General features: G+C 52.5%; 13 protein-coding genes. 7 read left to right on the top strand and 6 right to left on the bottom strand.

Features of this window, described 5'->3' with window-relative positions; genetic code table 11:
- Positions 1–32: 32 nt before the first annotated feature.
- The 5 genes from Tanf_RS04110 to Tanf_RS04090 all read right to left on the bottom strand — a co-directional run bounded on the left by Tanf_RS04110 (position 33) and on the right by Tanf_RS04090 (position 4,811).
- A complete protein-coding gene (locus Tanf_RS04110; RefSeq protein ID WP_014225163.1) occupies positions 33–1,310 on the bottom strand; it encodes an ABC transporter permease in 1,278 nt (425 codons plus the stop codon).
- A complete protein-coding gene (locus tag Tanf_RS04105) occupies positions 1,285–2,046 on the bottom strand; it encodes an ABC transporter ATP-binding protein (RefSeq protein ID WP_046824992.1) in 762 nt (253 codons plus the stop codon). The genes Tanf_RS04110 and Tanf_RS04105 overlap by 26 nt, the downstream gene beginning before the upstream one ends.
- Entirely contained in the window at positions 2,043–3,065 is a 1,023-nt protein-coding gene (gene darH, locus Tanf_RS04100; protein ID WP_014225161.1) for a BtrH-related acyltransferase DarH, read from the bottom strand. Before darH ends, Tanf_RS04105 begins: the two co-directional genes overlap by 4 nt.
- Complete coding sequence (locus Tanf_RS04095) at positions 3,062–3,460, bottom strand: DarG family dialkylresorcinol biosynthesis protein (RefSeq protein WP_014225160.1); 399 nt, start codon at positions 3,458–3,460, stop codon at positions 3,062–3,064. Before Tanf_RS04095 ends, darH begins: the two co-directional genes overlap by 4 nt.
- Positions 3,461–3,533: 73 nt before the next feature.
- Positions 3,534–4,811, bottom strand: a complete 1,278-nt coding sequence (locus Tanf_RS04090; protein ID WP_014225159.1) for a B12-binding domain-containing radical SAM protein — start codon at positions 4,809–4,811, stop codon at positions 3,534–3,536.
- Positions 4,812–5,015: 204 nt separating this feature from the next.
- Here Tanf_RS04090 and Tanf_RS04085 point away from each other — a divergent pair, with 204 nt between their 5' ends.
- Positions 5,016–6,320, top strand: a complete 1,305-nt coding sequence (locus Tanf_RS04085; protein ID WP_046824991.1) for an MFS transporter — start codon at positions 5,016–5,018, stop codon at positions 6,318–6,320.
- Positions 6,321–6,869: 549 nt separating this feature from the next.
- Here Tanf_RS04085 and Tanf_RS04080 read toward each other — a convergent pair.
- A complete protein-coding gene (locus Tanf_RS04080; RefSeq protein WP_046824990.1) occupies positions 6,870–8,591 on the bottom strand; it encodes a tetratricopeptide repeat protein in 1,722 nt (573 codons plus the stop codon).
- Between the two features lie 299 nt (positions 8,592–8,890).
- Here Tanf_RS04080 and Tanf_RS04075 point away from each other — a divergent pair, with 299 nt between their 5' ends.
- From Tanf_RS04075 to Tanf_RS04050, 6 genes are all read left to right on the top strand, one after another.
- The gene (locus Tanf_RS04075) at positions 8,891–9,340 is read left to right on the top strand and encodes an arginine repressor (RefSeq protein ID WP_046824989.1); all 450 of its coding nucleotides are present in this window, start codon (positions 8,891–8,893) and stop codon (positions 9,338–9,340) included.
- Positions 9,337–9,987 carry an N-acetyltransferase gene (locus Tanf_RS04070; protein WP_046824988.1) on the top strand — a complete coding sequence of 217 codons (651 nt, stop codon included), beginning with the start codon at positions 9,337–9,339 and terminating at the stop codon, positions 9,985–9,987. The genes Tanf_RS04075 and Tanf_RS04070 overlap by 4 nt, the downstream gene beginning before the upstream one ends.
- A 22-nt stretch (positions 9,988–10,009) precedes the next feature.
- Positions 10,010–11,257 (top strand): argininosuccinate synthase, encoded by a 1,248-nt coding sequence (locus tag Tanf_RS04065; protein ID WP_046824987.1) that lies wholly within the window; start codon positions 10,010–10,012, stop codon positions 11,255–11,257.
- Positions 11,254–12,228, top strand: a complete 975-nt coding sequence (argC, locus tag Tanf_RS04060; protein ID WP_046824986.1) for an N-acetyl-gamma-glutamyl-phosphate reductase — start codon at positions 11,254–11,256, stop codon at positions 12,226–12,228. The genes Tanf_RS04065 and argC overlap by 4 nt, the downstream gene beginning before the upstream one ends.
- A gap of 32 nt (positions 12,229–12,260) precedes the next feature.
- The gene (locus Tanf_RS04055; protein WP_046824985.1) at positions 12,261–13,394 is read left to right on the top strand and encodes an aspartate aminotransferase family protein; all 1,134 of its coding nucleotides are present in this window, start codon (positions 12,261–12,263) and stop codon (positions 13,392–13,394) included.
- A gap of 1,053 nt (positions 13,395–14,447) precedes the next feature.
- Positions 14,448–15,344 carry a diaminopimelate dehydrogenase gene (locus tag Tanf_RS04050; RefSeq protein ID WP_046824984.1) on the top strand — a complete coding sequence of 299 codons (897 nt, stop codon included), beginning with the start codon at positions 14,448–14,450 and terminating at the stop codon, positions 15,342–15,344.
- Positions 15,345–15,401: the final 57 nt, after the last annotated feature.

Here is a 15,401-nt window from a genome sequence, read left to right as displayed (position 1 = left end):
TAAAAAAAAGTGAATGATGCGCTACCGACCGGTTAATTTTTCCGACGTCGCGACGTTCTGCCGTATACTGCCCCTCCGAGCATCACAACGAAAAACAGCAATGACAGGGAGGCATACGGAAGAATACCCGCCATGCCCGCATCGCGAACAAAGAGCTCGTTAAAGCCGTTCAATCCCCAGTTCAGGGGTGAGATACGGCTGGCAAGACGCATAAAGTGAGGCATCACAAAAGTGGGAATCCAGACCCCTCCGAGAGCAGCCAGCATCACGACAGATACGGCGCCGAAGATGCTTGCCTGCTGGTTTGTACGTGCAATACTTCCGATAGCCAGCCCGTAACCGATCGCCGATAGCGATGCTGAGACCGACATCAGCAGCAGCGCGCCAGCGCTGTGTCCGAGTTTAAGCGCAGGCAGTCCGAGCAAGGGGATCAGGTACATGCCGGTTGCCATCATCAGGGTGAGTTGCAACAGACAAACACACAGGTAGACAAACATTTTACTGAACAGATATACCGCATAGGAACAAGGCATCGTCATCAGCCGGTTGAGGCAACCCGTTTCACGCTCGCGAATCATGTTTCCCGCAAGCGAAACGACAATAAAAAAGACGGCGAACATGCTCCATGCCGGCACATTGTGCTGTGTAGCGTTCGGAATGATCCGCCCGTGTTCGCTTCGGGCATACGCTTCGTCGACCGTAAACCATTCGTCTGTCTCGATATTCAGATCGACAGGGATGAGGAGGAGAAGGCTGGCCTGTGCCGATATCTCCTGAAGAAGCAGCCGGTGCCGAATCGTCAACATCTCCTCACGTACGGCAGACATCACCGAAGAGCGGAACGATGGCTTGGCCGCCGGATCCACTAATACTCTGACCGTTAATGAAGACTGCGTTGTATCGGAGACTGCGGAAGGCTCACCGTCAAATGCACGCTCGACACCGTGACGCACCTGTTCGCGCAAACGCTCCGTCGTACCTTCGGGGATGATGACACCGATCAGGTAATCACCGCGCATAACAGCCTCTTCCACCTCGTGGACCGTGAGAGACCGGCCATCCGCTTCGGTCGAGACGTCGAATATACGGCTTGCCGAGAGTTGGCGGCTCACGCGCCGGCCTAATGAGTCGCCATCGGCATTGAGCAGGTAGAGCGAGATACGATTTTCGTTGATCGAGCGGAAAGTGCCGTCCTGCAGGTATGCCATCAGCAGCACAAGCGCCCACGGCATGAAAAACAACAGCACGATCCCCCATACATCGCGCACAAGCAACAACAGGTCTTTATATATTAGCGCCCTGATATTCATACATCAAGCCCGTACGGGCCATAAACAGTTCTTCGAGCGACGCCCTTCCCGTCCGGTTCTGTAACTCGGCGGGAGAGCCTTCGCATACAATCCGACCGCGATCCATCAATACCACTTGTGTGCATAGTTTTTCCGCCTCCGCCATGTCGTGCGAAGTGTAAACGATGGTCATGCCCTCCCGGTGAAGCACCTGTAAATGTGCAACAATTTCCTGCTTCGACAGCACATCGACACCGACGGTCGGCTCGTCGAGAAAAAGGACTCGGGGACGATGAAGCATGGCTACAATCAAGTTAACCTTACGTTTCATACCCCCCGAGAGGTACGCCGTTCTTTTAGAAAGATGCGGTATGAGATCGAACCGTTCGATATAGTTGTCAATGCGCTCGCGCAACGTGTCCGAAGGTATGCCTTGTATACCACCGAAGAAATGCAGGTTCTCGCGCAGTGTCAGCTCGGGATAGAGTGCGATCTCCTGCGGTACGATGCCGATCATCCGCCTGATTCGCCTCATCTCGCAACGCACGTCCAGCCCGCCTATCTTCACCTCGCCGGTGTCATATGGGCACAGGCCGCAAAGCACGGAGAGTATCGTCGTCTTACCTGCACCGTTGGGGCCGAGTAGTCCAAAGAGATCCCCTTCGGACACATGCAGCGTCAACCCATCGACCGACGGATGAGCAGCTCCACGATACGTCTTACGTAACTTCCGGATATCGATCATCGAAGGGGTCATCGGCTCTTTTTGATGAGTTTTTCCAGATCGGTAAAAAATTGTTTTTCGCGGTCGCCGATGGTTTTCAGATGGTCGCCAATGGTCTGATAATCGACGTTAGCCGCCGAACGACGCTTGCAGACACGTGCGGCCTCTGCCGCAAACATACGCCACTCGTCGCCGATAGCGGTAAGGCGTTCGGAAAAATCGTTGAGTGCGGTGATGCCCGTAATTGCGGCCGCCTCCTGAAGGAACGCGGCATAGAGGAAGCGGAATCCGGCACCACCCGTCCCGATCTCTTCCATCATTCGCACAAGCTGCCCCAGATGTAATGCCGCCTGACGCACACCGTATTTCTGTGGGAACTTCGGAATCTTGTTGCCAAGATGCCTGAACGCATTGATGCCGACCCAGGGCACAGGCCCCGGCTCATGAAGCATCCGGTAGCAGTTTTTGAGGATGGCCTTGCGTATGAGTTTGGGCAAGTCTGGCTGTTTTTTGGGCAATGAGCGTATCCAGTAGAGTTTGCCCATCGGCGGATACGTACCTTTGGAGAAGCGCGCGCGCATCATATCGTGCGCCGAGAGTTTCACCTTTTCAACAGCCACCGGATCGCTGACCAGGTAATCGTCGCCGTCTTTTCCGATCACGCAGATGTTGTGCGCGTTAAAGTGAAACCGGTATTCGTTCGGCACATAAGGCAAAAAATACATGCCTACCACCGCGCCCGTCGGGATACCCTGAACGAGCAAACGATCTAATTTCTTTTCCGCATGCTTCGGACAGAGGAAAATTGTCCGACGGACCTTGAAGCCCAGCAAGCGGGTAGCACGAGCAAAGATAGCGCCCGGCAGCGGACGGAACGAAGTCACCGGAAAGCCCGCAAGATGCACAAACGGCAGATGGACGAAATAAAGCGATGCCGACAAACCGAAGATGAGCGGTTCGGAATAATCGTAGCCGTAAAAACGCAGCAGATTGCCGGTAACGCCGTTTTCACAATGTGCCGCACTGAGGTGTTCAAAAGGGATTTCCATCATTCCACCCGTTTTAACTCATCGACCGTTATACGCAAAGCATCGGCATATTGCCCGAGGATACGATCATCCAGTCCGGCAAAGGCTTCATACTTGAGATGCTTCCTGACCTTACGCTTCGGAATACCGGCATATACGGCCAGCATCGCGACATCTTGCAAGTTCTTTTTCATATGATAAGCCAACGGACTGGCTTCTTTCCTCAACACCTGCCGACGGATCCGTTCGCAGTCTTCCAGAATATCTTCCCAAACGACTGCCAAGACATCGTTCTTGACCGACCAGCCGTCACTGAGCACCTTTGTATAGCGCCCGTCTTCATCCACAGCATACATCACATCGCGGACCACTTTGTCTTTAAAATACTTCAAATCCTGAGGGACATCTTTTGTCTTCATCACATCGTCTGTTTTTTCAGTTTAAATGGCCATACAACCCATACGTATACGAGAAACATTGCACTTCCGGATATCATGAGAGGATATTTCTTATCACATCTTTACCGAACGATTTATTGGCCAGTTCGCGATTTCTCGGACGGAACGTACCGTCTTCCATCTCGCGAATCACGACCTGCGTAAACAGACGGAACATTTTCTGTTCCTGACTTTCGTCCTGATAAAACGTATCCCACGCATATTCATACATCTCCTGCAATCGCTCGGCCGACATCTGCTTCGGATGAAAAACGACCTGACCCGCGTTGTAATGATCCCAGTCGAAATCGAAGATACGTCCCTGACGCAGGTAATCGTCATATCCTTTCGTATGCGGGAAAGGCGTCATGACGGTAAATTCGGCCAGATCAAGGTCGATTTCGAGCAGAAAATCGATAAGCCGTTTGATATCGTCCTCCGACTGGCTATCGATACCGAGCAGGATCGTTCCCTCTACTCCGATGCCATGATCATGGTAACGTTTCACACGCTCCTTGATATAATCCGACGTATCGTAGACGGCCTGATACACATACCAGGCGCCGGCCTGTGCCGCCAGATCAAGCACTTTCGGGTCATCTTCGATCGTATGACTGATCCATTTCTTCTTGAACGGAATCATTTCGCGGAAGAGTTCCATCTCCCATTCTTTATTTTGAGCCAACGAGTTGTCGACGATAAACAGGCGATTGTTTTCGATCGAGGCAAGGTCTTCGATCACCTTATCGATCGGGCGCGGGCGGAAAATACGTCCGCCGAGGTACGAAACGGCACACGGATAACAACTGAAACGACAGCCGCGCGAAGCATGAAAGAGATCGACCATCTGTACGCCCTTGTGATTATACAGTTCGCGTTTATAGAGGTCGCGCCGCGCAGGCCCGACATCGCCGATGGGCGGTTGCTGCGTCATGTAGTTGTAGACTTTCTTCAACCGGCCGTTGCGCCAGTCGTTCAGCACTTCTTCCATCCGTCCCTCCGACTCGCCGAGGAATACGGCATCGGCATGGTCGATCGTTTCTTCGGCATGCAGCATGGTCGAGATACCTCCGAAGATCACCTGTTTGCCGCGCCGCCGATATTCGTCGGCAATAGCCCATCCGCGCTTCACCTGCGTACTGAGCATCATCGAGATGGCTACCAGATCGCACTCTTCGTTGAAGTCGAGGGCTTCTACGTTCTCGTCCGTAAATGATATGTCGACATAAGGCGGAAGGGTTGCAGCAAAGACGACCGGCCCGTGAGGAGGGAGGTTAAATGTTGTCTGCCCTTTGAGCTTCTTCCACTTAGGATATATCAATTTTAATTTCATACAATCAGTCTGTTAATGCTCGGAGGTCACGCAGTCTGCCATGCTGTCGAAGGAACCTCTTGAATACTTTGTTTTTATAAATAATCGCAAAGGTAAGGCAAAAAAATAACTCCTCAAAAAACGGTTATTGCGGTCCTGAGAAAGTTTTTTAACTTTGCCCCGAATGAAAAACAAACAAAGTCAAATAAAAAATATCAATTCGATATGAATTTGAAGATTCGGCTGATCGTTATGAACTTCTTGGAGTTCGCCGTATGGGGAGCGTACCTCACTTCGATGGGGCGCTACCTGAGTCAGGTCGGTATGGGAAGCCACATCGGCTGGTTTTATTCGGTACAGGGATTTGCCTCGCTGTGTATGCCGGCCCTCATGGGGATTGTGGCCGACCGATGGATGGAAGCGCAACGGGTGTACGGGCTTTGTCATTTTCTGGCCGGATCGTTGATGCTCGCCGTTTCGATGTATGGCCTTTCCGCCGGGGCCGATGTCTCCTTCCCGCTGCTTTTTACGCTTTACACCCTCAGCATCGCCTTTTATATGCCGACGGTGGCCTTGGCCAACTCGGTCGCCTACTCGGCATTAGACAAAGCCCGGCTGGATGCGGTGAAAGTGTTCCCGTCGATTCGCGTATTCGGCACGATCGGATTCATCTGCACCATGATTTTGATTGATCTGATCGGATTTCAGGCCGGACCGAAGCAGTTCGCCGTTTCCGGTGTACTGGGACTTCTGCTCGCGGCCTACTCGTTCACGCTTCCGCGTTGCGCGGTCAACCGTAAAGCCAACACGAACTCGCTCGTCGGTGCGCTCGGCCTGCGTGCTTTCAGCCTCTTCAAAGAAAAGAAGATGGCCGTCTTCTTTATTTTCTCCATGTTGCTCGGTGTATCGTTGCAGATCACGAACGGCTACGCCAATCCTTTCATTGCAACCTTCGCCGAAATCCCCTTCTATAAAGAGACTTTCGGCGTACAGCACGCCAATATCCTGATCTCGATCTCGCAGATGTCCGAAACATGTTTTATCCTGCTGATACCTTTCTGCCTGAACCGTTTCGGCATCAAACGGGTGATGTTGATGGCCATGCTCGCGTGGGTGCTTCGCTTCGGTCTGTTTGGGGCCGGCAATCCCGGCGACGGCGTGTGGATGTTTATCCTTTCGATGATCGTGTACGGCATTGCATTCGATTTCTTCAACATTTCCGGCTCGCTGTTTGTCGATCGGGAAACGAATCCGGAGATTCGCAGCAGCGCGCAAGGCGTTTTTATGATGATGACAAACGGTTTGGGGGCATCGATTGGGATGTTGGCTGCGCAAACGGTCGTTAATCGCACGGTTTATTCGCAAATCGCCGACCCGGCCGCGCAATTGGCCGGATGGCAGACGGCATGGTATATCTTCGCGGGTTATGCGCTCGCAGTCACGATTCTTTTCGCCATCTTCTTCCGGTATAAACACGAACCGGTAAAGAACTCAGAACATGGCAAGTTTAATCCGACTGCTGAACGCTGATCGCTGAATTAATTCAGGCTTTCAGCCCTGCAAGTGTTGAGATGTTGAATTGTTGAGGGGTTGAGCTGTTGAGTTGTTGATCTGTTTGCTGATGGCTGACCGATGTAACAGCCCTGAAAGGGCGAGATCATTCAGCCCAATGCGAAGCGTTGGGGAAAAAGGCGAACGCAGAGGCGTTCGTCCCATGGGCCTCGGGCGGTGAGCCGACGGAGCAGCGAGCGGGGCGTAAGAAAATCAGGCTGTCCGAGCGAAGCGAGTTACCTGATTTTCCGACCCGCGAGCGTCGCGACGACGTGCGAAGCGCACGAAGCCTTGACCTTTTGGTTACTTTTGGGTCAAGCCAAAAGTGACAGAAGGAGATTCTTCGCTTCGCTCTGAATGACAAATTAATGGTTAATGGTCAATTGTTATGTGCCTGAACACAGAGGAACATCCCCCCTCCCCCCCTTCAAAGGGGGGAAGAGCAAAGCGAAGGGGGGATGTTATCCCTTCAAAGGGGAAATGCGGAGGGCTGAACGCTGAATAACAATTAATACCTGACAATTATCATTAAAAACAATGCTCTTTCATCAGCTTGTCGATGACGGGATCGCCCAGTTCTTTCGCTTTCTGAAAAGCCCGGCAACCTTCCTCCTTCTTATGCTGACGAACAAGGCAAAGCCCTAACAAACGATACCCCGCCGCGAAGTCGGGTTGCAGGCTGATGGATTTCTCAAGGCTGGCCTGAGCCTTTTCCAGCTCCTGCTTGCGCAGATAAATCGACCCTTCTTCGGCATAATACAGCGCGTTCTCCGGTTCCTTGGCCAATGCCGACTGAATATCGGCGAGTGCCCCGTCCATATCGCCCGCGCGGAATTTAGCCTGTTCGCGATAATAGTAAAACGACGTGTTTACATTGCCTCCTTCCAGTTCGTAATACCGGTCGTAGTCTTTCGCTGCCGCTTCATATTGCCCCATCCGCATTTTCAGATCGACGGTTTCAAGGAGGTAAGCTCCCGCATCGGATGGGTTCGTCGTCATGGCGCGTGCGCAGGCGCTGTCCATCAATGCGATCACCTTGCCGAGGTTTGCTCCTTCGATCTGCTCTTCTGCTTTCGCCGCCATATAGAATGAGGTGGCCGAAGCCATCGGACTTTGATTCACCAACGTGTATGCCGCCGCCGCTTTACGGTAATCTTCCTGATAGAAGGCAATATCGCCCTCCAATTGACGGAATAGCGGCATATCCGTTTCGGCAAGTGCTTTGCCGATCAGTTCGGCAGCTCGCTCCATGCTCCATTCCGGCAACTTCAACGTCGTATCGCCGGCCGCCACGCCGTAAATCAGCTTGGCCTGATTGTAATATCCTTCGCCCCGATTGTCTCCGAAATACTTCAGCGACGTTTCCATATCGGCGCGGGCGCGTTCGAGCAGCTCCGCTTCGGTCCCGACGTCGGTCAACTGCTTTCGCTGATAGATATAATGCGATGCGCGGCTCAGATACCCGTCCGGCTCGTTCGGAAACTTGGCAATAAACTCGTTGAGTGTCTCTAAATACGTCGGCGCGTCCTGTTGCGACGAGTAGAGTATCAAAGCCACCTGCGCGTCTTCCACTTTGTCGCTCCACGCTTTCCGTATCCCGATCGACGAATAGGCTTTGTTCAGGATATCCATCTGTCCGATCCGGATATCTTGAATATAAGGCACCGAGATACCGTATGTTTTCCCTTTCCCCGACGCATCGGCCTGCGCCATCGCGAAAACCTCGCCGTTCCCGGTCAACAAAGGCGCGCTCACTTGCTCCCGGCTCAGCGGCATCTCGACTTTGTAATATCCGTAACGATCTTTTACTTTCGACACCTCCGAAAGCGCGGCATGCGGAAGAAGAGCGCCTTTCGACAATCCCGCCGGAAGCAGATAAACCTCCGATCCGACTGCCGGCAGACCGCTTGCCACCGTCAGATAAGCCGTTTTCTTGGGCACGGCTACCATGAAACGTACTACGTCATACATTTCGTCGGCACCGAGAATATGCGTCACGCGCAGACGCTTCCCTTCCGCATCGGTCACAGTCGCTTTTTCCGCGCCGATAAACAGCGAATAATCCGACACCGCCTCTCCCGTTTCACCGATAAAGAATCCCGTACCCTTCGTCCGGTTTCCGCTCTTATCTACCGCCTCTATCGTAAAAACGGCCTTCCTAGCTTTCTCCGTCCACTTGAGCGATTGCTTCTGCGCCATCAAAGACACACTCTGAAAAGCGATCCAAATCCATAGTAATAATCGTTTCATACCTCGTCGATTTAAAAAACCATGCAAAAGTAGCAGTTTCATCCGGATTTGAAAAGAAGCCCCGTCTCTTTTCCAAGATAACCGCATCAAAAATAAGTTTATTTTTATGGGATAAAAACAATTGGTACGAACCGAACGCACACTCGATCTCCAAGTCGCAATAACGTTCGAAGTACTTATATATCCCCTATAAGAACCGAATACCCCAAACGGAATAAAAATTCAAAAAAAATACAATTTTGGAATATTTATTCGATAATATGCGTATATTTGCATCGAGTTTTGGATATTTATTCATCATGAACATTAAACAAAAACGCTTGAACGCGATTGAGAACATCATTCGTTCGGAGATGATACGGAATCAGGACGAGTTACAGAGAGCCTTGAGCAACAAAGGTTTCGAGGTGACGCAGGGCACCCTCTCGCGCGATATCCGGAAGCTGAAAATCGTGAAAAGACACGACGGCGACAACCGGTATATCTACGTTTTGCCCGACGCGATACCGGCCGGCAAGCCTGCCGTTGAATTTTCGGGGCATCTGGCTGTGCTCAAAACGCCACCGGGCTACGCCATGGCCATTGCGTCGGATATCGACCGCATCGCGCCGGGCGAAATCCTTGCCACGATTGCCGGCGATGACACCATCCTCGTTATTCCACGCGATGGATACTCGAATAAGCAGGTGGCAAAAGCATTAGAACCGTTTTTAACCGGCCGTCAGGCCAATGAAACAGGAAAAAAATGACGAAAACAACAAAAAAACAAACGGACGAAGTGGAATTCGACGTGATGGTAGCGGACGAAAGTCATGAAAAATACGTCGATATCATCCTCGATACGATCGAAATCGCCGCTCGCAAACGCGGCTCGGGCATCGCAAGGCGTACACATGAGTACGTAGCTCAAAAAATGCGCGAAGGAAAAGTTATCATCGCACTGGCAGGCGATGAATTCGCGGGATTCAGCTACATCGAGTCGTGGGGAAACAAACAGTATGTGGCTACATCGGGATTGATCGTGGCCGACAAGTTCCGGAGCCACGGGCTGGCCAAACGCATCAAACACGCAGCGTTTCAGCTGGCGCGGCTACGGTGGCCGAAGGCGAAACTCTTCAGTCTGACGTCGGGCAGCGCCGTCATGAAGATGAATACCGAATTGGGCTACGTGCCCGTCACATTCAGCGACCTAACGGACGATGAAGCGTTCTGGCGCGGCTGCAACGGCTGTGTCAACCACGATGTACTTACGCGCACGCAGCGTCAATACTGCATCTGCACCGCCATGCTCTTCGATCCCGAAGACCCGCGATGCCTCATGCTCGAAAAACTGAACAAGACATGGGTGAAACGGCGCAACAGCCCACGTTCCAAGCCTAAAGAAACAAAATTATAAACAACGCAATCATTCAAAACAGATGAAAAAGGAAATTAAAAATGCCGCCTCAACGGCAGAGAGTGCGAAGAAGAAAGTTGTAGTCGCCTTCAGTGGCGGACTCGACACGTCGTTTACCGTTATGTACCTGACACGTGAGAAAGGCTACGAAGTCTATGCGGCATGTGCCGACACGGGAGGCTTCAGCAAGGAGCAGCTTCGCAAAAACGAAGCCAACGCCTATCAACTCGGCGCCAAGGCATATGTTACGCTCGACGTCACAAAAGAATATTACGAGAAGAGTTTAAAATACATGATCTTCGGCAATGTTCTCCGTAACGGCACCTATCCCGTATCCGTCTCGTCCGAGCGAATCTTTCAAGGCATGGCCATTGCGCGCTACGCCAACGAGATCGGGGCGCAAGCCATTGCTCACGGATCGACCGGCGCAGGCAATGATCAGGTGCGCTTTGACATGACGTTCCTCGTCATCTGCCCCGACGTCGAAATCATTACGCTAACGCGCGACATGAATCTGACCCGGCAGTTTGAAATCGATTATCTGAACAAAAACGGTTTCAAAGCCGACTTCAAAAAACTCAAATATTCGTATAACACAGGCATCTGGGGCACCTCGATCTGCGGAGGCGAAATCCTCGACCCGGCTCAGGGACTGCCCGAAACGGCTTATCTCAAGCAAGTGGAGAAAACCGGAAGCGAGCTGCTGAAGATCGAATTTAAGAAAGGAGAAATCATTGCAGTGAACGGTAAAAAATATACCGACAAGATCAAAGCCATTCTGGCGATCGAGAAAATCGGCGCCGCCTACGGGATCGGGCGCGACATGCACGTGGGCGATACCATCATCGGGATCAAAGGACGCGTGGGCTTCGAGGCTGCCGCCCCGATGCTGATTATCGGCGCACACCGCTTCCTCGAAAAATATACGCTCTCCAAGTGGCAGCAATACTGGAAAGATCAAGTGGCGAACTGGTACGGGATGTTTCTGCACGAGAGCCAGTATCTCGAACCCGTGATGCGCGATATCGAAGCGATGCTGACCGAAAGTCAGCGGAACGTGAACGGAACCGTTACGCTCGAACTGCGTCCCTACTCCTTCTCGACCGTCGGCGTCGAGTCGAAAGACGATTTGGTGAAGACGAAGTTCGGAGAATACGGAGAGACACAGAAAGGCTGGACGGCCGACGAGGCTAAAGGGTTCATCAAAGTCCTTTCCACACCGTTGCGGGTCTATTATACGAACCATCAGGAAGAACGAGACCTGATATGATCTGTGTGGGAATCATCGGCGGAGCAGGCTATACCGCCGGAGAGCTGATACGCCTGCTGCTACACCATCCGCAGGCAACGATTGCCTTCGCGCACTCGTCGAGCAACGCCGGCAATGCGCTGACCGACGTACATGCCGGACTCTATGGCGAAACAGACCTGCGCTTTACCGATCAAATGCCGTTCGATACCGTCGACGTGCTGTTTCTTTGCTCCGGACACGGCGAAAGCACGCGTTTTCTGCGATCGCACGATATTCCCGCGCGGGTCAAGATCATCGATTTGGCACAGGATTTCCGTCTGGCCTCGCCGGATCACGATTTTGTATACGGCCTGCCGGAAATAAACCGCGACGCACTCCGTGATGCGCACCACGTAGCCAATCCCGGCTGCTTTGCCACGTGTATCCAGCTCGCGCTGCTTCCTTTGGCAGCCCGCGGCCTGCTTTCCGGTTATGTGGCAGTGAATGCCATCACCGGCTCGACGGGCGCAGGCGTCAAACCTTCCGATACGACGCATTTCAGCTGGCGAAACGGCAACATCAGCATCTATCAGGCGTTCCGGCATCGCCATGTACCCGAAATCAAACAGTCGCTGCGGCAACTGCAACCCGCTTTTGCCGGCGATATCGAGTTTATCCCCTGTCGGGGCGATTTTACACGAGGTATTTTCTGTACCGCCGTCGTCAGAACGGAAAAACCGTTCACGCAGGAAGAAACGGACAAACTGTTTGCCGATTTTTATGCCGATGCCGCCTTTACGCACTATGTTCCGCATGCACCCGATCTGAAGCAGGCGGTTAACACGAACAAGGCGCTGGTTCATGCCGACGCGTTCGATGACAAATGGCTCATCACGGCGGTTATCGACAACCTCCTCAAAGGCGCATCCGGACAGGCCGTTCAAAACATGAACCTGATGTTCGGTCTGGACGAAACAGCAGGCTTGCGGTTGAAGCCCGTGGCATTTTAACCATCAAACATTCTAAAAACAAAGACAAAAGCATGAATCTTTTCGACGTATATCCGCTTTTCGACATCGCCATAACGAAAGGTGAAGGCTGCCGTATCCGAGACGAACAGGGCAACGACTATTTAGATCTGTACGGCGGGCATGCCGTGATCAGCATCGGGCACAGTCACCCGGTTTATACCGCTGCCATTGCCCGGCAAGTGCAAACGTTAGGATTTTACTCAAATTCCGTCGTGAACAGGTTGCAACAATCCCTTGCCGCACGGTTGGGACTCGTATCGGGATACGATGATTACGCGCTCTTCCTGATCAACAGTGGCGCCGAAGCGAACGAAAACGCCCTCAAGCTCGCTTCGTTTCACAACGGGCGAAGACGGGTGCTCAGCGCAACAAATTCGTTTCACGGGCGAACCTCGCTGGCCGTCGAAGTAACGGATAACGCAAAAATCACAGCGCCCGTCAATGCGAACGGACACGCTACCTTCGTGCCGCTGAACGATCTCGACGCGTGGCATGCCGAACTGGCCAAGGGCGATGTGTGCGCGTGCATCGTCGAATGTATTCAGGGCGTGGGAGGCATTCGCCCGGCCACACGCGAATTTATGCAGGGACTGCGCGAAGCGTGCAACGCATACGACACCCTGCTTATCTGTGACGAGATACAATGCGGCTACGGGCGTTCAGGACGGTTCTTCGCGCATCAGCATCTCGGCGTCAAGCCCGATCTGATTACCGTCGGCAAAGGAATCGCCAACGGCTTCCCGATGGGCGCTCTGCTTATCTCTCCACGCTTCGAGGCTGTGCACGGGCAGTTAGGCACCACCTTCGGAGGGAATCACCTCGCGTGCGCCGGCGCTCTGGCCGTGCTCGACGTCATCGAACGGGAGAAGCTCATCGAAAATGCGGCCGCCGTCGGGCAATACCTGCTTGACGAACTCGGCCGACTCCCGCAAATCAAAGAAGTGCGCGGCAAAGGGCTGATGATCGGCCTCGAATTTGATTTCCCGATTCAAGAACTGCGCAAGCGCCTCATCTACGAACAGCATGTATTTACCGGCTGCTCAGGTACGCATGTCCTGCGCCTGCTCCCTCCCCTCTCACTCTCGTTTACAGAGGCAGACGAGTTTCTGCACAAGCTCCGAAGGGCGTTTGACAGCGGTCAGTAATCAGCGGTCAGCCCTGCAAATTCCCCCCTTTGAAGGGATAACATCCCTCTTCGCTCCGCTCTTCCCCCCTTTGAAGGGGGGCGGATGTACCTCTGCGTTCGGATACCGTGTACCCGGCATAACAATTAACCATTGACAATTAACCATTAATTTGTCATTCAGAGCGAAGCGAAGAATCTCCTTTCCTTTTCCTCGCGGGATTCCTCACTGTGTTCGGAATGACAAAGGGGGTTATTTGCTTTCATTCGCGTTATTTGCGTTATTTGCGTTCGGATAACCCTGCATAACAATTAACAATTGACCATTAACAATTGAATTATGTCAGGCTTTCAGCCCTTGTGCCCTGTGCGGGCCAATCTCTTCTTCCCCCTTTGAAGGGGGGGAGGGGGATGTTCCTCTGCGTTCGGATACCGTGTACCCGGCATAACAATTAACCATTGACAATTAACCATTAATTTGTCATTCAGAGCGAAGCGAAGAATCTCTTTCCTTTTCATGGTGAGATTCCTCACTCCGTTCGGAATGACAAAGGGTGGCCTCTATATCAATATTCATTCAGGCTTTCAGCCCTCTGAACAAGGTCTGGGAATCGATATCCCACCCTTACGGGATGGGGCTGAAATATATCGGGCTTTCAGCCCTTGTGCCCTGTGCGGGCTAATCTCTTCGGGGCGTTGAATATGGACATCCCTCCAGCCCCCCTTCAAAAAGGGGAATGCAGGGGCTGAACGCTGACTGCTTTAAAAGCCCTGAAAGGGCGCATTAATTCAGCCCAATGTGGAGCGAAGCGAAGCGTTGGGAAAACAGGATGTACCCCGATAAGAGGGCCGTCGGCTCACCGCCCGAGGCCCAAGGACGAACGCCGAAGCGTTCGGAAGATTTGCCCTTTTCTTCCGAATAAGCCTGCCTAACCGGATACCTCGCGGCAAAAAAATGTCATCAAGATGGAAATACATATTTTTCGCTCGAAAGCTTGGAGAATGTTCAAAAAAAGAATACTTTTGAAGCCCGAAATAAAAACCATCCGATGAAGAAGTGCGGATTCACGTTACAATGAAAAGAATAAGAACAGCCATCGTAGGATATGGCAATATTGGGAAATATGTACTGGAGGCGCTGAAGACTGCTCCCGATTTTGAAATCGCGGGCATCGTACGCCGCCATCCGCAAGACGTTCCGGAAGAATTGAAAGGGTGTCTCGTGACGGACGCTCTGAAAAAACTGAATGGCGTCGATGTCGCCATTCTGGCCATTCCTACCCGACAGGTTGAATCCTACGCCAAAGAGGCAATCGCACTCGGCATGAATACCGTCGACAGCTTCGATATTCATACCGGGATCGCTGCGCTGCGTCGCTCTCTGGACGAAGAAGCTAAAAAGTGCGGCGTTGTATCCATCGTCTCGGCCGGTTGGGATCCGGGAAGCGACTCCGTCATTCGCGCCTTGTTACAGGCTATCGTACCGAAAGGTATTACGTACACCAACTTCGGGCCCGGCATGAGCATGGGGCATACCGTCGCCGTCAAAGCCGTCGAAGGGGTTAAAGCCGCCTTGAGCATGACTATTCCGTTAGGGACAGGCATTCATCGGCGGATGGTTTACATCGAGCTGGACAAAGGACATGACTTTGCCGCCGTGGCCGAGGCCATCAGGAAAGACGAATATTTCGCGCACGACGAGACGCACGTAATGCAAGTCGATTCGGTCGAAGACTTAAAAGACATGGGACATGGCGTTCATCTCGTTCGCAAAGGCGCGTCGGGCAACACACAAAATCAACAGATCACATTCGATATGAGGATCAACAACCCCGCCTTGACGGCTCAGATTCTCGTGGCGTCCGCCCGGGCATCGATGAAACAGACCCCCGGCGCTTACACGATGATCGAAATACCGGTGATCGACCTGCTCCCGGGCGATTGTGAAGAGTGGATCAAAAAACTCGTTTAATGCGCATCCAAATCAACAGAAATACGAACAATTTATCGAATAATGACGGCCTATTGG

The organism is Tannerella forsythia, assembly GCF_001006485.1.
GTDB lineage: Bacteria > Bacteroidota > Bacteroidia > Bacteroidales > Tannerellaceae > Tannerella > Tannerella forsythia.
The sequence above is the reverse complement of the archived record's forward strand: the minus strand, read 5'-3'. Positions and strand labels throughout refer to the sequence as shown.